The 22,960-nt window shown below is 33.4% G+C and carries 19 protein-coding genes; 10 read left to right on the top strand and 9 right to left on the bottom strand.

All coding sequences use genetic code 11. From position 1 onward, the window contains the following. Positions 1-5: 5 nt before the first annotated feature. The 3 genes from AC2H4K_RS11570 to AC2H4K_RS11560 form a co-directional block, all read right to left on the bottom strand. Entirely contained in the window at positions 6-1,667 is a 1,662-nt protein-coding gene (locus tag AC2H4K_RS11570) for a peptidase domain-containing ABC transporter (protein ID WP_493742423.1), read from the bottom strand. After that, positions 1,664-2,344 carry a TetR/AcrR family transcriptional regulator gene (locus AC2H4K_RS11565; protein ID WP_281141540.1) on the bottom strand — a complete coding sequence of 227 codons (681 nt, stop codon included), beginning with the start codon at positions 2,342-2,344 and terminating at the stop codon, positions 1,664-1,666. The genes AC2H4K_RS11570 and AC2H4K_RS11565 overlap by 4 nt, the downstream gene beginning before the upstream one ends. 118 nt (positions 2,345-2,462) lie before the next feature. Then, a complete protein-coding gene (locus AC2H4K_RS11560; protein ID WP_493742422.1) occupies positions 2,463-3,413 on the bottom strand; it encodes a tetratricopeptide repeat protein in 951 nt (316 codons plus the stop codon). Between the two features lie 154 nt (positions 3,414-3,567). Between AC2H4K_RS11560 and AC2H4K_RS11555 the strand changes: the two genes are divergently transcribed. Further along, complete coding sequence (locus AC2H4K_RS11555; protein WP_493742421.1) at positions 3,568-9,765, top strand: alpha-2-macroglobulin family protein; 6,198 nt, start codon at positions 3,568-3,570, stop codon at positions 9,763-9,765. Positions 9,766-9,952: 187 nt separating this feature from the next. Here the strand turns inward: AC2H4K_RS11555 and AC2H4K_RS11550 are convergent, their stop codons facing one another. From AC2H4K_RS11550 to AC2H4K_RS11525, 6 genes are all read right to left on the bottom strand, one after another. Further along, on the bottom strand, positions 9,953-10,681 hold the full coding sequence (locus AC2H4K_RS11550) for an SDR family oxidoreductase (protein WP_281141543.1): 729 nt from the start codon (positions 10,679-10,681) through the stop codon (positions 9,953-9,955). 127 nt (positions 10,682-10,808) lie between these two features. Next, on the bottom strand, positions 10,809-11,330 hold the full coding sequence (locus AC2H4K_RS11545; RefSeq protein ID WP_281141544.1) for a DUF4136 domain-containing protein: 522 nt from the start codon (positions 11,328-11,330) through the stop codon (positions 10,809-10,811). Between the two features lie 70 nt (positions 11,331-11,400). Further along, on the bottom strand, positions 11,401-12,114 hold the full coding sequence (locus AC2H4K_RS11540; RefSeq protein ID WP_281141545.1) for an ion transporter: 714 nt from the start codon (positions 12,112-12,114) through the stop codon (positions 11,401-11,403). Positions 12,115-12,125: 11 nt separating this feature from the next. Next, positions 12,126-13,124, bottom strand: coding sequence for a GTPase ObgE (gene obgE / locus AC2H4K_RS11535; protein WP_281141546.1), 999 nt, complete (start codon positions 13,122-13,124; stop codon positions 12,126-12,128). A 23-nt stretch (positions 13,125-13,147) separates the two neighbouring features. Beyond that, positions 13,148-13,510 carry a four helix bundle protein gene (locus AC2H4K_RS11530; RefSeq protein ID WP_281141547.1) on the bottom strand — a complete coding sequence of 121 codons (363 nt, stop codon included), beginning with the start codon at positions 13,508-13,510 and terminating at the stop codon, positions 13,148-13,150. Positions 13,511-13,557: 47 nt separating this feature from the next. Next, on the bottom strand, positions 13,558-14,667 hold the full coding sequence (locus AC2H4K_RS11525; protein ID WP_281141548.1) for an adenylate kinase: 1,110 nt from the start codon (positions 14,665-14,667) through the stop codon (positions 13,558-13,560). A gap of 169 nt (positions 14,668-14,836) precedes the next feature. On the opposite strand from AC2H4K_RS11525, the gene AC2H4K_RS11520 reads away from it, so the two are divergent. The 9 genes from AC2H4K_RS11520 to AC2H4K_RS11480 all read left to right on the top strand — a co-directional run bounded on the left by AC2H4K_RS11520 (position 14,837) and on the right by AC2H4K_RS11480 (position 22,955). Then, positions 14,837-15,991, top strand: coding sequence for a 5-(carboxyamino)imidazole ribonucleotide synthase (locus AC2H4K_RS11520; RefSeq protein ID WP_281141549.1), 1,155 nt, complete (start codon positions 14,837-14,839; stop codon positions 15,989-15,991). A gap of 101 nt (positions 15,992-16,092) precedes the next feature. Continuing rightward, on the top strand, positions 16,093-16,572 hold the full coding sequence (gene purE, locus AC2H4K_RS11515) for a 5-(carboxyamino)imidazole ribonucleotide mutase (protein ID WP_281141550.1): 480 nt from the start codon (positions 16,093-16,095) through the stop codon (positions 16,570-16,572). 169 nt (positions 16,573-16,741) lie between these two features. Then, positions 16,742-18,772: a M3 family metallopeptidase gene (locus tag AC2H4K_RS11510; RefSeq protein ID WP_281141551.1), complete on the top strand. Its 2,031-nt coding sequence runs from the start codon at positions 16,742-16,744 to the stop codon at positions 18,770-18,772. A 27-nt stretch (positions 18,773-18,799) separates the two neighbouring features. Next, complete coding sequence (locus tag AC2H4K_RS11505) at positions 18,800-19,567, top strand: hypothetical protein (RefSeq protein WP_493742420.1); 768 nt, start codon at positions 18,800-18,802, stop codon at positions 19,565-19,567. A 47-nt stretch (positions 19,568-19,614) separates the two neighbouring features. Then, positions 19,615-20,118, top strand: a complete 504-nt coding sequence (locus tag AC2H4K_RS11500; protein WP_493742419.1) for a GbsR/MarR family transcriptional regulator — start codon at positions 19,615-19,617, stop codon at positions 20,116-20,118. Between the two features lie 59 nt (positions 20,119-20,177). Beyond that, positions 20,178-20,519 carry a hypothetical protein gene (locus tag AC2H4K_RS11495; RefSeq protein WP_493742418.1) on the top strand — a complete coding sequence of 114 codons (342 nt, stop codon included), beginning with the start codon at positions 20,178-20,180 and terminating at the stop codon, positions 20,517-20,519. After that, a complete protein-coding gene (locus AC2H4K_RS11490) occupies positions 20,519-21,430 on the top strand; it encodes a fatty acid desaturase (protein ID WP_493742417.1) in 912 nt (303 codons plus the stop codon). Before AC2H4K_RS11495 ends, AC2H4K_RS11490 begins: the two co-directional genes overlap by 1 nt. After that, a complete protein-coding gene (locus AC2H4K_RS11485) occupies positions 21,396-22,310 on the top strand; it encodes a methyltransferase domain-containing protein (RefSeq protein ID WP_493742416.1) in 915 nt (304 codons plus the stop codon). Before AC2H4K_RS11490 ends, AC2H4K_RS11485 begins: the two co-directional genes overlap by 35 nt. 93 nt (positions 22,311-22,403) lie before the next feature. Beyond that, positions 22,404-22,955, top strand: coding sequence for a sigma-70 family RNA polymerase sigma factor (locus AC2H4K_RS11480; RefSeq protein ID WP_493742415.1), 552 nt, complete (start codon positions 22,404-22,406; stop codon positions 22,953-22,955). The last annotated feature ends 5 nt before the right edge of the window (positions 22,956-22,960 follow it).

Here is a 22,960-nt window from a genome sequence, read left to right as displayed (position 1 = left end):
TTTCTTTAAATTATTTCACCTTCCTTTAACGTGATAATCTCTGAACAACCTGAAGACCAGTCATTACTTTTACTAACAACAACTAATGCCCAAGGATTAGATTTGTCTAATAAAAATTTAATAATTCTATCAGCTTCTGACTTTTCTAATTGCTCTAGTGGATCTTCGAGAATTAGAATCTTTGGTTTCCCTACAATTGCTCTCGCTAAAACAATTTTTCTAGTAATGGTATATGGAATCTGATTTCCAGCAGGATGAAGAATAGTATTTAAACCTTTTCGACTTTCTTTTACAAATTGATATAGTCCTACTTTCTCTACAGCCCACATTAATTCTTCGTCAGACACCTCTGAATTTGCAAATGTGATATTTTCCCTAATAGTAGCTTCAAAAGTTGTTTCTTCTGAAAGTGCCAACCCTAGATGTGATCTGTAATGATTAAGATTTATGTTACTTAACATAAACTTGTCCAAATAAATATTTCCTTTTGTTGGTTCTACAACACCTCCCAAAAGCATAAGTAAAGTAGATTTTCCGGAACCACTCTCACCTTTAATCAGCATTCTACTCTTTGGTTTTATTTTTAAAGAGATGTTTTTTAGAATTGGTTGTTGTCTATTCGGCACACTATAGGTAGCCTTATCTAACTCCAATACAAAATCATCTTTAAACTCTGGTTTATCACCTTCCTGAGATTCTAATTCTTTATCTACCACCTCTCCCATTTTCTCGAGAGATGTCAGCACATCGTAAAAAGACTCTAAACCAAGGATTAATTTTTCAACCGAAGCTATGACTAGTAAGATGATAATTTCTGCTGCGACAAACTGGCCAATATTCATTTCTTGATTTAATACAAGTAAACCACCTATCAATAGTAAACTAGCCGTTACGATAACTTTAAAACCAATCATCTGAATAAACTGCAGCACTAGTATTTTAAAGTGCCCTTCTCTAGCTTCTAGATAACTATTTACGATATCGTCACTTTTTTTCATACCTAAGTTGGTTTTACCCGATAGTTTAAAACTCACTACTGTTCTGGCAATCTCCTCTATCCAGTGTGCTACTCGGTATTTGTGCTTAGACTCTTTTATACTTGTTTCTAATCCTTTCCTTGCTGTGAACTTGAAAACTATATAAATTAGAAGTAGTAGAAGAATTCCAAAGGCTATAAAAAATGGATGATAAAACGATAATAGAATTAATGCAAATATAATTTGAAGCACAGCTGCAGGAATATCGATTAACAACTTAGCCAAACCTTTTTGAATTGTTAATGTATCGAAAAAACGGTTAGCTAATTCTGGTGGATAGTAATTACGCAACTCGTTCATCTTAATCTTTGGAAAACGGTATGTGAATTCAAAAGATGCTCTGGTAAAAATTCGCTGCTGAATGGTTTCAATCATTCTCAACTGCATAACCTGTAAAACACCTACAAACGCTACACCTGTTGTAACCAAAACAACAAGGACAATCCATGAGGTACTAACTTGAGCTCCTTGAATTAAGTTTATTATTGCCTGTACTCCTAAAGGGAGAGTTAAGCCCAATAGTCCCGAAAAAATGGCATAATATACAACTTGAAAAATGTCTCTCTTTTCAAGTTTTAATAGTCCAATAAGTCTCTCCCATGGAGACATTCCTGATTTTTGTTCGGTCATATACTTTTATTAATAGTTTTAATAACTAAATCTTTGAAAAATTGGGTAGGACAATTGTCCGTATGGCAATCTGTAATAGATTCAAAATGTGCTTTCAAAAAATGCTGGTGTAACGATCCACCTACTATAGTACTAGCTAAACTTGAAGGATATTCATAATCTGGATTGATATTTAAAATCATTTCCTTAATTCTAGTCACCAAACTTTTGTACACTACAAAATAGCCATCTTTATTTTCATTATCCACCTCCTTTGTTAGGTACGATTTTGAATACTCATTAATTACAATTCTATTTAAAACTACTTCGTTAACGTGCGAATAGGTCATATCCTCTTCTATAGTTTGTGTAACTATTTCAATAGCCCTAAGTAATTTTTCTTCGTCATCAGATATACTATGAGTTGCAAAAACCAATTGGTACTCTACCCAAGCCCAATACCAAGAAGTTAGATATAACAACAGTTTATGCTTACTTTCAAAATAGCGATATATAGAACTTTCGTTAGATCCGATTTTGGCACCTAATTTTTTAAAGGTAAAATGATCAAAACCAATTTCATCGATTAAAAGAATACTGTTTTCAATAATTCTTTTCCCCAAGTCAGAAGATTCTGGGTCTTTTAAAAACAGTTTTTCAGGTACCGAAATTTTTAAATTTGATAGCAGATTTATCATTTTTAAAACATTTGATTGCAAATTTAATAGTATTACTATCAGGGTAAAATTTTTAACAAAAAATTATGCCATCAAAAAGCTTGACAGCATAAGACTTAACATTAAAATAACCTTTTAATTAAAGTGCCTCAATTTTTGCTTTCTCTTCTAGAAATATTTCTTCAGAAGAAGCGGATATGGCTTTATTAATCCACTGTAAAGCTTCACTTTTATTATTGCGGTGTTTATAGACTTGAGCCAGTTTATAATAGGCCCACTTTTTTTGCACTCCGTCTTTAACAGAGTAGTTTGATAGAAAGGTTTTTATGTGCTTTTCACCTTTATCTAATTGTATATTGTAATCTGCACAGATCTTACCCAATTGATAATAAAATACATTGTTTTGATGTTTTTTTTGAGCCTCCTCTATGGTATGTATAGCTTTTTCAGGTAGTTCTTGAGATTCATAAAAGTTGATTAACTTTTCATAACAAGTTACTGAACCTCCTATTTTCACTGCTAGTTTATAGTATTTTTCAGCTAGTTCTGGCTCATCATCAGCTTTATAAACATAACCCTTAGCCAAATAGCCATCTACTTCTGATAAATTTTCTAGTTCTTCTGCATATTTTAAAGCCTTAGAAAAACTGCCACCAACGATACCTGGCAAAGAGACATATAATTCTACCAAAGCCCAACGTGTATCTATATGATTAGGGTCTAAATCCGCAGCTTTATGAAATGCATCTTTTACATCTCCAATTAAGCCTAAAGCTCTAAATTTACTTACACTTAAAGCTTTCATACCTAACGCTCCTCCGTATTTGTATTGGTAATTAGCATTGTTAGGGTAACTTTTCTTTAATTTTTCATATTGCTCTATAGCCTTATCCCATTTTTTTTGATGTCCATAAATATCACCCAATAGTTCTATGCCTTCATCATCTTTTTTATTGGCCTCCAAATAAGCCTCCATTTCTTGTTCCGCTTTCTTGTAGTCTTTTTGGTCAATATAGGTTTTAGCTTTTTCTATAGATGATTGTGAAAATCCAAGCGAAGAAATAAAAAAAAATAAGAAAAAATGCCTCATAAAAAACGGTCTGTATATTTAGCAAAAATACAACATAATAACGTTCCTGTTCCCTAACAAATTGTTTAACTTCACTCATTCAAATTGATACTTAACGAGTTCCCTCTACTTTTGGAATACCTTTTGAAGGTACTTTGTAGAAAAAATAAAACGGATGAAAAACTACATACCTATATTCATGCTTATATGCTTCGCTTCTTTTTCTAATGCCCAAAATGATTATGAAAATCAGTGGGAGAATGTTGTAAAACTTGAGAAAGAAGGTTTAACAAAAAGTGCTTCTGAATTGGTTGAAACCATATACCAAGATGCACTTAAAACCAAAAACAAGCAACAACAAATTAAGGCGCTTTTGCATAAAAGTAAGTATATGCTTATTCTTGAAGAAGATGCACAACTTAATATTGTTTCGCTTTTCAAAAAAGAAATTGAAACCTCTGAAGCTATTGTAACCAAAAGTCTTTTAGAAAATATGTTAGCTACAATGTACTGGCAATATTTTCAACAAAACCGCTATAAATTTTACAACAGAACAAAAACTGAAAGTAAACTTAGTGGTGATTTTAGAACTTGGGACTTAGAAACACTGTTTAATGAAATCCATATCTATTATCAAAAATCTTTAGAGAACAGGTCTTTATTACAGCAAGAGTCACTTGAAAACTATAGCTTACTATTAAATGAAGCTAAGGAGTCTAAAACCTATAGACCGACTTTGTTTGATTTGCTAAGCCACAATGCTCTTGAATTTTATAAAACGGATGAAAACAGTATTACAAAACCTGCATACCAATTCAAAATAGACCAACCTGAATATTTATCAGATGGCGAAAAGTTTATCGACTCTAAGATCAACTCTAAAGACTCTACTTCACTTCAACTAAACGCCTTGAAGGTTTACCAAAATCTATTAAAATTTCATGAGAAAGATAAATCTTCAAAAGCCTTTGCTATTGTTGATATTGAACGCTTAAATTTTGTTTTTCAAAATGCTACAATCCAGAATAAGGAAGCATTGCTTCTTCAAACTTTAGAAAAGAAAGTAGAAGAATTGAAAGCTTCATCAGTTTCTGCACTTTATAATTTTGAAATTGCTTCACTTTATAAAAATCAAGGTGATACTTATAACGCCAACGCTAATGAAAAAGAAGAAAATTTCCGATGGGAGCTGAAAGATGCTCTAGAATTATGCAACAAAGTTATCCAAGATTTCCCAAAAAGCGAAGGTGCTGAAAAGTGTAAAGTTTTAAAAGAAGAGATTCTAAAACCGAGTATTAATTTGGTTGCTGAACGCTTTATTACAATCAATTCGTCTTCACTTTTAAAAGTGAATTACAAAAACCTCAACAACCTAAATTTTAAGATTTATAAGGTTTCCCAAAAACAACTCAGAGATTTCAACACTACATACGACACTGACAAAAAAGAAAATATTCTAAATAAACTCAATGTTTTTAAAACTTTTGAAAGCCCACTAAAAAACGAAAGTGATTACCAATATCACAGTACAGAAATCATCATACCAAAATTAGAAAACGGACTTTACCTTATAAAAGCAGAAACCGACTCAAAGCAGAATGCTTTTGCTGTATCTCAAATACAGATTACTGATTTCGCTTTGATTGAAAGTAGCGCTAACAATACTCAAAGCTTTCAATTGATTGATAGAAATAATGGCAAACCAATTGTTGATGCCAACATAAAACTAACTTATGTTACCAATAGAGATAAAACCGTAACCAAAACGTTTACTACAAATCGCTATGGTAAATTCAGTTTTCAAAAGGATGATAACACACTAAGGAATGTATCAATAATTGCAAACTTCAATAACGAAGAAGGCTATTTTGGCAACTATTACATCTATCGCTATTATGATAGAACAGAAGATAACGACACCGAACACAACGTGTTTTTATTTACAGACCGTAGTATTTATAGACCTGGCCAAACCGTATACTTTAAAGGTATTACCATAAAAACAGAAAATAACAAAACTACTGTAACACCAAATAAAGAAGTAGATGTTCGCTTATACAATAACAACAGACAGCTAATAAAAGAATTACAACTCCAAACCAATGATTTTGGTTCTGCAGCAGGTGAGTTTATTTTACCGAATGATGGACTTACAGGACAATACTATATTGAATTTGGAAGAGGAAAAGTAACAGCTACCTATTTTTCTGTTGAAGAATATAAGCGTCCAAAGTTTAAACCAGAATTTCAACCCATTACTGAAACGTATAAAGTTAACGACAGTATTACCGTAAAAGGAAAAGCCATTGCATTTGCCGGTAGCAATATTACAGATGCCAAAGTAGTGTATCGTGTAAAGCGTCAAGTACGATATCCTGATTGGTGGTATTGGAGACGCCCAAATTATTACAATTCAGAAGCACAGGAAATCACTTTTGGCGAAGGTATAACTAATGATAAGGGAGAATTTGAAATCACCTTTAAAGCTCTACCAGACGAGAGTGTTTCAAAAGACAACCTTCCAATTTTCAATTATGAAGTTACCGCAGATATCACAGACGTTAACGGAGAAACACGTACAGCCACAACAGTGGTTAATGTAGGTTATCATGCCATGACTTTGCAAATTGCTTCACCTACAACTATTGACAAATCTAAAAAAGAGATTGAAATCTCACTGAACTCAAAAAATTTGAATGGTGAAGAAGCACCAGCAAAAGGAACCTTAAAAATTTACAAGCTTGAAGCACCTGATTATGTTCTTAGAGCGAGACCATGGAAAGCTCCAGATTATCAAGTGATTTCTGAAGAAGAATTTAAAAGTTTATTTCCTCATGATGCTTACTCCAATGAGCAACTTGTGCAAAATTGGAAAAAGGGAGAAGAAGTTTTTAGTACAGATTTCAATACCGAAACCAGTAAAATCATCACATTAAAGAAATTGAAAAAATGGGATTCAGGAAAATATATTATTGTTGCTGAAAGCAAGGATAAATTCGGGCAAGAGGTTAAAGATGAAGTTTACACTACATTATATAGTAACGACGATAAAACCGTAGCCGATAACCAATTATTTGAAACTTCATTAGATAAAAACAATTATAAAACTGGAGATATTGCTAAGTTAACCTTAGGCTCGGCTGCAACAGACATTACAATAACAGTTGATATTGAGAAAAACCATAAAATTATTTCTACCCAATTGGTGAGGCTAAGCAACTCAAAAACGGTAATTCCTATTCCTGTTTTAGATGGTGATTTAGGTGGTTTTGAAGTGCATATTAGCTTTGCGGCTTTTAATGCTTTTGTTTCTCAAAGTCTTAAAATTAACGTACCATATCCGAAGACCGATTTAGAAATTGAAACTACAACTTTTAGAGATAAGCTACAACCAGGACAAAATGAAACCTGGAGTTTTAAAATCAAAGGTCCAAAAGGAGATAAAGTTTCTGCTGAACTTTTAGCAAGTATGTACGATGCCTCTTTAGATGAGTTTAGAGCACATAATTGGAATTTCAACCCAATCTCAAATCCAACCTATTACAGTAATACAAATAAAAATGCTTCTGAAAGTTTTGGCGCAAGCAACTTTAGATTGTTTAATCGCTTTAACAATACACTGAGTTACCCACAACAGAATTTTGATCAGTTGAATTGGTTTGGTTTGTATTTTGGCTACGGAAGCTCGAGAATAAGAAGACTTCTTTCAAATGCGCCTGGATTAAAATATGAAAAGTATAAAGACACACCAGAAGAACATTTAATTGTTACAGAAGACAAGGTTGGCAATATGGAAGTTCAAGAAACTGATTTGGGAATTGGTTTTATGGTTTCTGATTCAAAAAAAACTCTTGTTTTTAATAGTGTTACTGAACAAAGTGGAGGAGCAATTATTGCTAAAAGAATTGAAAAAGAAAAGGAAAATTTAGGTTCTGGCTCTATCCAAATCCGCAAAAACCTCAACGAAACCGCTTTTTTCTTTCCACAATTACAAACCGATGAAGATGGTAATGTAAGTTTCAACTTTAAAGCACCAGAAGCCTTAACCAAATGGAAATTGCAATTATTAGCACATACCAAAAATTTAGAAAGTGCAGTAATACAATTAGAAACGGTGACTCAAAAAGAGTTGATGGTGATACCAAACGCACCACGTTTTTTACGTGAAGGTGACCAGATTACCATAAGCACAAAAATTGCTAATCTTACTGAGAAGGAATTGTCTGGAGTTGCACAACTCATATTAACCAATCCTATTACAGGAGAAGATATATCCGCAAACTTGCTGGTGCCTGAGGTTCTCGAAGGCACTAAGAGCGATGTCGCTTTGAGTGCCTCAGCGACCAAGAACTTCGAGGTAGGAGGAGAAGGCAACACCCAAGTTTCTTGGTCACTAGCAATTCCAAAAGACTTACAAGCAGTACAATACCAAATTATTGCAAAGTCAGATGATTTTAGCGATGGTGAGCAAAACGCTTTACCAGTCTTATCCAACAGAATGTTGGTAACCGAAACGCTATCAATGTGGATACGTTCAAACGAAACGAAGACGTTTACGTTAGACAAACTAAAAGACAACACCTCAACGACGTTAACCAATCATAAGTTAACTTTAGAGATGACGTCCAATCCTGCGTGGTATGCTGTACAAGCCTTGCCTTATTTAATGGAATATCCATACGATTGTAACGAGCAAACGTTTTCAAGATATTATGCCAATGCTTTAGCACAGCATATTGTAAGCTCTAACCCTAAGATTGAAGCAGTCTTCAATCAATGGAAATCCTCAGATGCATTACTTTCTAACCTTGAGAAAAATCAAGAATTAAAATCACTTTTAATTCAAGAAACACCTTGGTTACGAGATGCACAATCTGAAACTGAGCAGAAAAAGCGTATTGGCTTGTTATTCGATCTTAATAAAATGAATAACGAACTCAATTCAGCATTGCGAAAACTGAAACAAAACCAGTTACCATCTGGTGCTTGGCCCTGGTTTAATGGAGGTTATGCTAATCGTTTTATCACGCAACATATTATTTCAGGTTTTGGACATCTAAACAAATTAGGTGTCAGCCTGAGCGCAGTCGAAGGCTCTTCTGAAAACAGTATGATTAAAAACGCCATTCAATATCTAGATGCAGAATTCGTAAAAGAATATAAAGACATTAAAAAATATAATAAGGATGCTGATTTAAGCAAAGACCATTTGTCTTACACGCAACTGCACTATATGTATATACGTAGTTTTTACCCTGAAGTAAAAGCTTCACAAGAAGTAGAAACTATAATGGATTACTACAAATCTCAGATGCAGAAGTATTGGTTAAAACGTTCGTTATATGCCAAAGGTTTAATGACCTTAACGCTTCACAGAATGAATGATGATACCACAGCAGCAAAGATTTTAAAATCACTTAAAGAAAATAGCATTACCTCAGACGAATTAGGTATGTACTGGAAAGCGAACACGAGTTCTTGGTACTGGCACCAAGCACCTATTGAAACACAGTCACTTTTAGTTGAAGCGTTTTCAGAAGTTGGAGTTGGTAGTTACGATGTCACGCTGAGCGCAGTCGAAGCTCAAAAAGAAACCACCACAATCGTTGACAACCTAAAAATCTGGCTTCTTAAAAACAAGCAAACCAATAAGTGGGAAACCACCAAAGCAACCACAGAAGCTGTTTATGCCTTATTGCTTCAAGGTAGTTCTTGGTTAGATGTCACTGAAATGGTTGACGTAAAAGTCGGTAACGAAATTATAAACCCTTCAACATTAGATAATGTAAATGTTGAAGCTGGTACAGGCTATTACAAAACTTCGTGGACAGGCAAAGAAATTACAGCAGAACAAGCCAATGTTACTATTTCTAAAAAAGGAGATGGTATTGCTTGGGGAGCTTTATACTGGCAATATTTTGAAGATTTAGATAAGATTACTTCAGCTGAGACACCATTAAAGTTAAGTAAAAAACTATTCTTAAAATCGAATACTGACACAGGTGAAGAAATTTCAGAAATAACTAAAGACACTAAATTGAATGTTGGTGATCTAGTTCGCGTTCGTATTGAATTACGTTCAGATAGAGATATGGAATTTGTACATTTAAAAGATATGCGTGCCGCAGGTTTTGAACCTATCAACGTGTTATCACAATACAAATGGCAAGATGGTTTAGGCTATTACGAAAGCACTAAAGATGCTGCGACAAACTTCTTTATGGATTATTTACCTAAAGGCGTTTATGTGTTTGAATATGATTTACGCGTAAATAATGCTGGAGATATGAGTAATGGCATTAGCACGATTCAGTCAATGTATGCACCTGAATTTAGTAGCCATAGTGAGGGTGTGAGAGTTAAAGTTGATTAGTTTTTTCTTCTCGCTTCTCGCTAAGGCACAAAAGACGCAAAGGAAAAAACTAAAGCTGTCTGGAAATTTGTGTTTGGTCAATCTGAACTTGATTCAGATTCTTAAACAATAAGAAATCTATCTATTGAGATTCTGAAATAAATTAAGAATGACAGATTTTTTAAATTTTCAGACAGATTTTTAATTTTTACTTACTACTCGGTGGAGTCGTTGGTCTTACTTCGATCTTACTTGGTAAGGTTCTTGGATTCATTTTTAATAAATCTACAACCAATTCACCAATATCCTCAATTTGAATTTTCCAAGCTCCTGCTTCACTTGGTTCGTTTCCATTAAAATGTGTAGACACCGAACCTGGCATTATCGTACTGACTTTGATACCGTATTTACGTAAATCTAACATTACAGCTTGTGTAAATCCTGTAACACCAAACTTACTTGCGTTATATGCAGAACCTCCTGCGAAGAAATTGGTTCCTGCTAAACTAGAAATCGTAATGTAATAGCCTTTAGAATCCTTTAATGCATCAACACTAGCTTTTATAGAATTAAACACACCTGTTAAGTTGGTGTCAATAACAGCGTTCCATTGGTCTACAGTTAATTCCTCAATACTTCCAAAGTGTCCTAATCCTGCATTTGCAACAACAAGATCTAACTGACCAAAAGCATCAAGTGTTGCTTTTACTGCTTTTTCTTGACTTTCTAATTGTCTGACATCTGCTTCAAGTCCGATGACTGCGTTTTCTGAATTGGTTTTAGATGCTAGTTCTTTCGCTACTGCTTTTGTAGATTCTTGATCTCTTCCTGTTATAGCAACTTTAAACCCTTGGTTAAGTAATGCCTCTGCAATACCAAAACCAATACCTTTAGTTCCACCTGTTATCAGTGCTACTTTACCTTCTAATGTGCTCATGATTTTTGTTCTTTTGATTTCAATCAAAATTACAAAACCGATTTACTAAGATGAAGTTTATTATGTTAGGAAAATGATAAAGTTCTAAGCTTACCATAGATTCCGAATCAAGTTCGGAATGACACAACTATTGTTTAGGTGGATACTTAGCTAAAATCTTTTCAACCAAAGCATCAAAATAAGCTTGACGTTTTTCTGGTGAAGCATTCTCATTATAATTACTCTCGCTAACAGCTTGCCAGAACAATTTTTCGTTTTGCTTTTTATCCACAAAATCGATAACGATTTGTCTTGTATTTTGATTGCCTCCTAACGGAATTCCAACAGAAACACCACCAAAACCACCTCTACTTCCACCGCCTGCACCAACACCTACGGTTGAGTTATTTCTATTCATCACATCTTGACTTTGAATGTCAATGAAAAAATCTGGATTTTCCGAAAGTACCAATCCCATTTCTGTAAGTTTAGCATCAATAGAACGCATAATACGCTTTGTGTCTAACTGGCTTAAACCAGTTTGCATATCACTAAAATAGTTATAAGTCTTATACTTTGTAAAATCGGTAGATGTATCGTAATCGTAATTGACAACTGTCCCACAAGAGGATACTAAAACAAGTATGAAGATATATTTTATAGCTTTCATTTTTTACTTTAAAGATACTTAAAAAAATAGGTTTTGTATCAACTACAGAACGACCGAAAGTAAACTTTAACTATTCTTCATCAGAATCTGGCTCAAAGACTTTTGTAAGCGAAGATGAAATAATTCCTGTTGGTATAGCCACAATACCTAAACCAATCAATAAAATAAAAAATGTAAAGATACGACCACCTACCGTAATAGGATACACATCACCATATCCAACTGTAGTTAAAGTAACAATAGACCACCATAGACTATCAAAAATTGATGAAAAATGCTCTGGCTGAGCTTCATTTTCGAAGTAATAAATACCAACTGCCGCAAAGTAAATGAGTATTAAGGTAATTGCCATAAATAATATAATTTGCTCTTTAGCAACTACCATAGCTTTGGCAAAATGACGCATAGCTCTGTTATACCTTGCCAGCTTTAACAAACGAAACAGCCTAAACATCCTCAACACCCTAAGCGATCTTAGGTCAATGCCAAAAGACAAATAAAATGGGAGTATCGCCAGAAGATCTATCAAGCCAAAAAAGCTAAAAATAAATTTTAGCTTTTTATCTGAAACATAAATTCTAGCTACATATTCTACAGTGAAAATTATCACACAGAATACCTCGATAGAATTTAAGATGACTTTTGTTTGTGGCTTTAGGTTAGGTAATGTCTCAACAGAAAATGTTATAACCGAAAGAATAATTAAAAACTGAATGAAAAAAGCAAAACTCTTGCTGAGTTTATTATCATTATATTTTACAATACTTTTGATATACTCTTTCACAGTTTGTAATCTTAATCATTAAGCATTTTCCAAAGTCTATCTTTCAATTCTGTTAATCCTTGTTGTGCTACAGAAGAGATAAACATATATTCTGTTTCTAGATTTTTATCCAAAATTGAAGCCATTTCAGATTTAAGTTCTTCATCTAACATATCTGATTTTGAAATACAAACAAAACGTTCTTTGTCTAGCATTTCAGGATTGTAACGTCTCAACTCATCCACTAAAATTTCGTATTGCTCAACAATATCTTTAGCATCTGCTGGAATTAAAAACAGTAAGATTGAGTTACGCTCTATATGTCTTAAAAAGTAATATCCTAGCCCTTTTCCTTCAGCGGCACCTTCTATAATCCCAGGAATATCTGCCATTACAAACGACTGAAAATCGCGGTATTGTACAATACCTAAATTAGGCTTAAGTGTTGTAAACTCGTAATCTGCAATCTTTGGCTTTGCTGAAGTTAAAACAGAAAGTAAGGTAGATTTACCTGCATTTGGAAAGCCAACTAAACCAACATCTGCCAATACTTTTAACTCTAAAGTAATATCCTTTTCTTCCAAAGGAATACCTGGCTGCGCATAACGTGGCGTTTGATTTGTAGAACTTTTAAAATGCCAGTTACCACGGCCACCTTTACCTCCTTCAGCTACGATTTTTTCCTCACCAGCTTCTGTAATTTCAAATAAGATGTTGTTAGTTTCCGTATCTCGAATTACGGTTCCTAAAGGCACTTCAATAATAGCATCTTCACCATCGGCACCAGTACTTCTACCAGAACTACCGTGTTCACCGTGACCAGCCCTTACATGTCGTTTAAATTTTAAGTGAAGTAATGTCCATAGGTTTTCGTTTCCTCTAATGATGACGTGACCTCCACGACCACCATCACCACCATCAGGACCACCTTTGGCTATATATTTTTCACGATGTAAATGTGCAGAACCTTTTCCTCCATTACCGGAAGAGATGTGCATTTTTACGTAGTCTACAAAATTTCCTTCTGTCATCTAAAGTTGAATGGTTTATTTGTTTAACCGTTTAATTGAGATTTCCTCAATGAATTAATCTTATTAGAAATTTTGAAAATATTACTTCTAAGATTAGAATATTGGTCTTCATCTACAAAAGCTAAACGTTTGCAAATTTCAACTTGACACAATAGTTCCATAGTAGAACTAAATGCCATCGTAGAAAAATGTGCTTTATCTTTCTTAGTTATTCTTGATGTTCCTTCTGCTAAATTTGAAGAAATAGAGACAGTCGACCTTTTCATTTGACTGACCAGCCCATACTTTTCATCATCTGGAAACGAGCTAACTGTTTTATAAATCAATTCAACTAAATCAATTGAGTCTTGCCAAACAGTTAACTTCTCAAATGAGTGTTGATACATTATGATTTTTTTCAATTAATCAAATAAACAGTTAAACGAATAAACGTTTATAATTTATCAATCACAGCACTTAAGCGTTCTGTAATATCTTCAATACTACCTACACCATCAACACCATAGTATTTGCTTTGTGTAGAATAATAATCTTTTAATATTGCTGTTTTGTCGTAGTATTCTTTGATTCGGTTTCTAATAATGTTCTCATCTGCATCATCAGCTCTTCCACTTGTTTCGCCTCTTTTTAATAAACGTGCTACTAATACTTCGTCATCTACTTCTAAAGCCACCATAGCATTAATTTGAGAATCCTTACTATCCATTAATTCATCAAGTGCTTTGGCCTGAGCATCCGTTCTTGGGAAACCATCAAATATAAATCCGTTAGCATCAGCATTCTTTTCTACCTCTTTATTCAACATGTCAATGGTTACCTGATCTGGTACTAATTCACCCTTATCCATGTAGGATTTAGCCAACATACCTAAAGCGGTTTCATTTTTAATGTTGTATCTAAAAACATCTCCTGTAGAAATGTGTACTAAATCGTATTTTTCTTTTAAGAAGTTAGCTTGTGTTCCTTTGCCTGCACCTGGAGGGCCAAATAGCACTAAGTTTGTCATGTGTTGTGTTGTTTTTAATTGGTATACGTTTGGCAGGTCTCTTCCTAATCCATCATAGTCTAAACCGTAACCTACTATGAATTTATTTGGAATTTCCATACCAACATAATGAAGTTTAAAATCTTTATCGTAAGCTTCTGGTTTATAAAACAAGGTTGCTATTAGCAATTGTTTTACATTTTCATTCTTAAAAATGCGATGCACTTCTTCAAGTGTGTTTCCAGAATCTATTATATCTTCTAAAATAACTACTGTTCTACCCGTTAAATCTTGGGTTAAACCAATTAAACGCTGAATATCTTCAGTAGATTTAACACCTTCATAAGATGCTAGTTTTATAAAAGTGACCTCACAAGTTTTTGGGTATTTTTTTACAAAATCGCTCACTAACATAAAAGAGCCATTCAAAATTCCTACAAACACAGGAATTTCGTCTCCTAAATCTGCAGCAATGGCATTAACCATTTTTTGCACTGCATTATCTATTTCTTTTTCTGAAATGAAGGGCTTAAAGTATAAATCGTGAAGCTTTATCACTGCTGAATTATTTTAGAAACACAAAGATAATCATTTGATTAAAGTATGACGATTTTTTGATTTATGATTTTAGAACTTTGTGCCATAATTACCTTATTTTTGTGCTAAGTTATGTTGAATCTAATAAATATTTCAACTTTCCGCGCTTTGGAAAGTACGAAAATCAAATATGAACTATTTCTCTTCAGATTTTAAACTTGGTATTTTAGGTGGTGGACAGTTAGGCAAAATGATGCTTTACGACACTCGAAAATTTGATGTTTACACCTCGGTTTTAGACCCAAGTGAGGACGCACCTTCAAGATTAGCCTGCAATGAATTTACAGTTGGTGATCTTTTAGATTATGAAACCGTAGTTAATTTTGGAAAGGATGTTGACGTATTGACTATAGAAATCGAAAACGTCAATGTAGATGCCCTAGAAACTTTGGAAGATAAAGGTATTAAAGTTTTCCCTTCTTCTAAAACGTTGCGGACTATTCAAAATAAGGCTACACAAAAATTATTTTATCGCGATAACAACATACCAACTGCTGATTTTTCGAGATATGCGCACACATCAGAAATTGAAGATGCTGTAGGAAATGGAGCTTTAAGTTATCCTTTTGTATGGAAAAGCGCGCGATTTGGTTATGATGGTCAGGGTGTAAAAGTTGTAAGACGCTACACAGATTTAATCGATCTTCCAAATGTAGAATGTATTGCAGAAAAATTAATTCCTTTTAAAAATGAATTAGCTGTTATTGTTGCTAGAAATGAAAAAGGAGATTTAAAAACATATCCAGTTGTTGAGATGGAATTTCATCCCGAAGCTAACCAAGTAGAATATGTTATTTGCCCAGCAAGAATACCTAACGAGATTGCAAAAAAAGCTGAACTTGTAGCTTTGAAAACTGCTGCTGCTTTTAAGCATGTTGGTTTGTTGGCGGTTGAAATGTTTCAAACGGAAAATGATGACATCATAGTAAACGAAGTTGCACCTAGACCTCACAACTCTGGACATTACAGTATTGAAGGCAGTTACACATCTCAATTTGAACAGCATATTAGATGTGTACTTGGGTTACCTTTAGGAAATACCGAAAGTAAAGTTGCAGGAGTTATGGTAAACTTGGTTGGTGCTGAGGACCACACTGGTAATGTGGTTTATAAAAATATTGAAAAGATTATGGCAATGGATGGTGTTACACCTCACATTTATGGTAAAAAGCAAACGCGTCCGTTCCGTAAAATGGGACACGTTACCATAGTTGATAAAGATATTGCCAAAGCACGAGAAGTTGCGGAAAAAGTAAAGAAAACAATAGAAGTAATTAGTGAATAAAAAATGTCACCTCGAGCGCAGTCGAGAGGTCATTCTAAAAAAATTTATTTTCTTTATTGAGGTCTCGACTGCGCTCGACCTGACATAAAATATATATAATCATGAGTAAAGTAGGAGTAATAATGGGAAGTAAAAGCGATTTGCCAGTAATGCAAGACGCTATAGATATATTAAAAGGTTTTGATATTGAGGTTGAAGTTGATATTGTATCCGCACATCGTACACCAGAAAAATTATTCGATTATGGTAAAAATGCGCATACTAGAGGCATAAAAGTTATTATCGCTGGTGCAGGAGGTGCAGCTCACCTACCTGGAATGGTGGCATCATTATCTCCATTGCCAGTAATTGGAGTTCCTGTAAAAAGCAGCAATTCTATTGACGGTTGGGATTCTGTACTATCTATTTTACAAATGCCAGGCGGAGTACCTGTTGCCACAGTTGCCTTAAATGGTGCTAAAAACGCCGGAATATTAGCTGCTCAGATTCTAGGTAGCTCCGATCAATGTGTCTTAGACAAAGTAATGGTTTACAAAGAAGGATTAAAAGCTAAAGTTATAGAGTCTGCCAAGGACTTATAAAAAAAAGCCTCAACACAGTGGTCGAGGCTTCTCGCTATTAATCAATTCCAATTAGCAAAACTTCAATGCTAAAAGATAGTGCAAAGATACTCATAACTCCCTCACAATCTGTATTAAAGTTTAGTTAAAAATCAGATTACCAAAACATTAGTAAAAAAATTAACATAAAATGAATATTCTTAATACATCATTCAATACTCCATATAAAACTGCACCATTCTCTAAAATAAAAACAGAGGATTTTTTACCAGCTTTTAAAAAAGCTATAGAAAATGCTAAAGCAGAAATTGATGATATCACCAATAATGATGAAACTCCTACTTTTCAAAACACTATTGAAGCTTTGGATTATTCTGGTGAAGAATTAGATAGAATTTCGAGTATATTTTTCAACTTGAATTCCGCAGAAACTAATGATGATATTCAAAAAATAGCTCAAGAGGTATCTCCGCTTTTATCTGAATTCAGTAACGACATTACATTAAACGAGGATTTATTCAAACGTGTAAAAGCAGTTTATGATTCAAAATCAGAACTAGATTTAACTACAGAACAAGAAACACTTCTAGATAAAAAATATAAAAGTTTTTCAAGAAATGGCGCCAATTTATCAGAAGATAAAAAGCAAAAATTGCGCGCTATTGATAAAGAATTAAGTCAATTAAAATTAAAATTTGGCGAGCATGTTTTAGCCGAAACCAACAAGTTTGAAATGCTTCTTACTGATGAAGCTGATCTTTCTGGCTTACCTGAAGGAGCTAAAGAAGCCGCAAAACAATTGGCAGAATCAAAAGAGAAAGACGGTTGGTTAATCACTTTAGATTACCCAAGTTATATTCCTTTCATGACTTATGCAGACAACCGTGAATTACGAGAAAGACTGTCTAAAGCTTTTGGTAGTAAAGGATTTCATAACGATAACTTAGACAACCAAGATGTTGTTTTAAAGATTGCTAATCTTCGTTTTGAGCGCGCTCAACTTTTAGGTTATAAAACTCATGCGCATTTTGTTTTAGAAGAGCGCATGGCAGAAACACCTGAGAAGGTTAATGAATTTTTAAACGAATTGTTAGATAAAGCAAAACCTGCTGCACAAGAAGAGTTTGAAAAACTTGAAGCTTTTGCTAAAGAAACAGACAACATAGATCAATTACAAAAATGGGATTCGGCGTACTATTCTGAAAAATTGAAACAAAAATTATTCGATTTAGATGACGAAAAACTAAAACCTTATTTCAAACTAGAAAATGTTATTAATGGTGCTTTTACTGTTGCCAATAAATTATTTGGACTTCAATTTGAAGAAATCGATGATATAGACAAATACCATGACGATGTTTTAACTTATAAAGTTACCGATAGCGAAGGTGAATTGGTTTCCATATTTTATGCTGACTTTTTCCCAAGATCTGGAAAACGCAATGGTGCCTGGATGACCTCTTACAAACCGCAAATGATTAAAAACGGTATTAATGAAAGACCGCATGTATCTATCGTTTGTAATTTTACCAAACCAACAAAAAGCAAACCTTCTTTACTTACGTTTAATGAAGTTACCACGTTGTTTCACGAGTTTGGGCATGCACTTCATGGCATGTTAGCCAATACCACTTATCCTAGCCTTTCTGGCACAAGTGTGTATTGGGATTTTGTAGAATTACCTAGTCAGGTTTTAGAAAACTGGTGTTACGAAGAAGAGTCATTAAAACTCTTTGCCACGCATTACGAAACAGGTGAAGTTATTCCGATGGAACTAGTTGAAAAGATAAAAGCCTCTTCTACCTTCCATGAAGGTATGCAAACTTTACGTCAGTTGAGTTTTGGACTTTTAGATATGAGCTGGCATGGTGTAGACCCAACAAAAATTACAGACGTAAAAGCACATGAAGTTGAAGCTTTTGGCGAAACAAAACTTTATCCTGAAGTAGAAGAAAACTGTATGAGTACAGCATTTTCTCATATTTTTCAAGGAGGCTATTCGTCTGGGTACTACAGTTACAAATGGGCCGAAGTTTTAGATGCAGATGCGTTTGAATACTTTAAACAAGAAGGTATATTTAACAAAACAGTTGCTGATAAATTTAAAACATTTGTACTATCTCAAGGAGGAACTGAAAACCCTATGGATTTGTACAAAAAGTTTAGGGGGCAAGAACCTCAACCAGAAGCACTATTGAGACGCGCTGGGTTGTTGAAATAAAACATCTAAATTATACGTTAGTGTTCTATGAAGTTTTTAAAACTTGTTGGACACATTTTAATCATTACATTCTTAACCGCCTTAACGCAAGTTGGCGGTTTTGTTTGGATAATTACTATTATCTTCTCAAAAACTAAAAATTGGAAAAAACGTTATGTTTTTCCAATAATTTATTTAGTATTCAACATTTTGCTTGTCCCTTCTGTAGCTCCTATTTTTGAAAGGGAAAAATTACCTGTATTCAACAATAGTTTGGCTCCTAAAAACTGGTTTTACGCTTTAGCTTTTAGAAACTATGTTAACCCAGAATTAAAAAATATTCTACTTAAAAGCGCTAAAACTAGTAGAATTAAAATAACTTACTTAGATGCCAATTTTCCTTTTTTTGATGAATTTCCTTTATTACCACACTTAAGCCACAATGATGGTAGAAAAATAGATCTTAGCTTTATGTATTTAAACAAGGAAGGACATCCTACAAATAAAAAACCATCATTCTCCGGCTATGGAGCTTTCGTAAATTCAAATAACCCAACATCTAAAAACTGTATTAACAAAGGGTATTGGAAATATGACTTCACTAAACATCTTACTTTCGGCACAGACAGAAAACTGTCTTTTGATAAATCTTCAACAAAAAAATTAATTCAACATCTTTTATCTCATTCTGAAACACAAAAGATTTTCATTGAACCTTATCTTAAAAGCAATTTAAATCTTCAAGATTCAAGAATAAGGTTTCATGGTTGCCAAGCAGTAAGACATGATGATCATATTCATTTGCAAATCAAATAAACTTTCAATAATTATTGAAAGTTTAAAATATTTCATATATTTGCTTCATGGAATATACAGAAGCAAAAGAAAAATTTATTAGTACTTGGGGAAGTTTGGGTACGCTTTGGGGCATTAATAAAGCGATGGCTCAAATACAAGCTTTGCTTTTTATATCCACCAAACCGCTTTCTATGGAAGATATTATGGAGGATCTTAAAATTTCACGTGGTAACACCAGCATGAATTTAAGACAACTTATGGATTGGGGTATTGTAACAAAAGTTTTAGTTTCTGGTGAGCGTAAAGAGTTTTTTACTACCGAAAAAAACGTACAAGAACTCGCGAGAATTGTAGCCAAAGAGCGTAGCCGAAGAGAAATAAAACCCGTTATAAAAGTTTTAGAAGAGGTCTCTTCTATTGAAGATAACGGATCAGCCGAAACTAAAGAATTAATAAAACAAACTAAAGCTCTAAAGGAACTTACAGATGATTTAGATATTCTAATGAACAAACTTGTAGACCAAAAACAAAACTGGTTGACCAAGTCTGTTTTTAAACTTATCAAATAGACAATATTTTTTTAAATCAAACTTTCAATATTTTTTGAAAGTTTTAAAATAATAGAATTATGAAAACAACAAGAGTTATTTATCTGCTTAATATAACATTAATTATCTTTAACTTAATACTTATTCTTACACCTTTCTATGCACTACTTTTCTTAATGATTTTAGGTGCATTTCAGATTTTATTTACGATAATAATTGGATTTCATTTTAAAGAAATGTCACCTGCTATTAAGACAAACTACCTTATTTACATATTTTTAGTTGCATCTGTACTTTATACATTCTTCCTTGTTAATAAAGGTTTTTTAGATTCTGGACAACAACTTATAACCTTGTGTTTTGTTACATCAATTTGTCTTGCGCTTCATAATTTATTCATAACCTATAAAGTCCAGAAATAATGAATAAAAACCTTAAAACACCCTTTGGAAAAATTCAGTTTTCATGGATAAAAACGCTTTGGTTATACACAATGCTATTTCCAATCTTGTTTATTGATTTCTCATCATTAAATACACAAGATATTTTTTTAAATATTTTACTCTTATTCTTAACAGTAGGTATATTCTTAACAGTAGGTATAGGTCACTCTGTTGGCTTGCACAGAGGCGTCATACATAAATCCTACAAAACAAGTAAAGCATTTAGAAAAATCAGTCTCTATCTTTTTGTATTAACAGGATTGGGAAGTCCATTGAATTGGTTAAAACAGCATTACTTTAGAGACTATTGGCAAAACAGAAATGACTGTCCTAGGTATTTTCAATATAAACATTCATTAATAACAGATTATTATTGGAATCTTCATCTCACCTTTATTCCAAAAGATTTATCACGCTATCAAATTCCTAAAGAGGATTTAAATGATTCAGCCATACTCTGGCTTCACAAAACATGGCAATTACAATACATAATTTTCATGATTGCTCTTTATCTACTTGTTGGCTTTAACAGTATGCTAATTGCAACATGCCTTCGTACATCTACTATCATTCTTGGTCATTGGTATATTGGTTACGCATCTCATAAATATGGATACTCAAGACACAAAATTAAAGGTGCTGACGAAAGTGGATTTAATGATGTTTTACTAGGACTCATTTCGTTTGGAGAAGGTTTTCATAACAATCATCATTCTTATCCTACTTCAGCAAAATTTTCTTCAAAGTGGTATGAAATAGATTTTGGATGGATGATTACATGGTTATTAAGAAAATTTAAAATAATTACCTCTGTAAAAACACAAAAGGGGAATTTAAAGCCAACAGCCATTGCCTATGATTTTACAAACTGGAAATTACCTAAATTATAACACCATGAAAACACAATCCATACCCTACACAAATTACGCAGAACAAAACCGAATAGGAATGATAGATTTCTACAACGAAGCTTCTGAAGATTATGAATTTTGGAGTAACGATTACAATATGCACTTTGGTTATTTCATTCCTTTTAAAACCAATCCTTTTAAAAGAGACAGTATGCTTAATCAAATGAATGCACAGGTTGTTAAGCGACTTAAAATTGGTACCGTAAAAAACAGATTGGTAGATTTAGGTTGTGGTATGGGTGGCACCATGCGATACGCTTTAAGTGAACATAAAAACCTTATTGCCTATGGTGTTACACTCTCTGATTTTCAGGTTAAACAAGGTAATGCACTTTTGAGAGGCAAAAATGGAATTATCCTCAAAGAAAACTATAACTCGACATCTTTTAGAGCTAATAGCTTTGATTCTGCAGTTGCGATAGAAAGTTTTTGTCATTCTGGTCACAACAAAAACTCTATAATTGAAGCCTACAGAATACTAAAACCTGGTGGTAGATTGGTGATTGCAGATGCTTTTCTTAAAAAGAATACGTCTAAACTATGTAGAGGAGCAAAACATTCTTACAATAGATTATGTGACCATTGGAGTTTAGAAAAATTAGAAACCTACACCGAAATTGAGCAGCAATTAAAAACCGCTGGTTTTAAAAACATAGCAATTGAAGACATCTCCTACAGAGTTGCTCCCTCTGTTTTGCATGTACCTTTTGCTATTACTGGATTCATTTTAAAAAAACTTCTCAGTTTTAAAACCTTAAAGAGAGAAAGTTTTCATAATCTTAAAGGCTCATTTTATGCTTTACTCACAGGACTTCACATGAAAAGTTTCGGGTATTATATCATCAGCGCCACTAAGTAATTTTTTTACGTAAATAATCAATCTACAACTATTTAACCACTAGTATGATTTCATTTTTTTAAGCTATTTTTGTGAAGCAATTGAAATTAAAAAATGCCTAACCACCAAATAAACCCTAACAACTGGATAAAACTGTATTCAGATTATCTTTTTAATTACACCATTACACGTGTCAATGACAGAGAGGTTGCTCAAGATTTGGTGTCCGAAACTTTTTTGGCAGGTTTAAAATCCATGAAAAATTTTAAAGGTGAAGCAAGCGAACGTACTTGGCTCGTTTCCATATTAAAAAGAAAAATCATAGATTACTACCGTAAAATAAATTCTAACAAAGGTAAAGCTGAAGTTAGAATGACTTACAATGACGATAATGCCGAAGGTGATTGGCTTGAAGAACGCGTAGAAGACACATCCTATAAAACAGCTGACGAAAGACTTGAAAACACTGAGCTTGGAGACGCTATACATGCCTGTTTGGAAAAATTACCAGAAAAACAGGCCGAGGTTTTTAAGATGAAAACTATTTTGGGTTACGACACTGAAACTATTTGTAATGAATTGAATATTACTGCGTCTAACCTTTGGGTAATCATTCATAGAGCACGTACAGCATTGGCCGATTGTATGGAAGAAAATTGGTTTTAAGATTA

The sequence above is a fragment of the Winogradskyella sp. 266wxhm genome (genome assembly GCF_058964685.1).
This window is presented reverse-complemented; position numbering and strand designations above follow the sequence as displayed.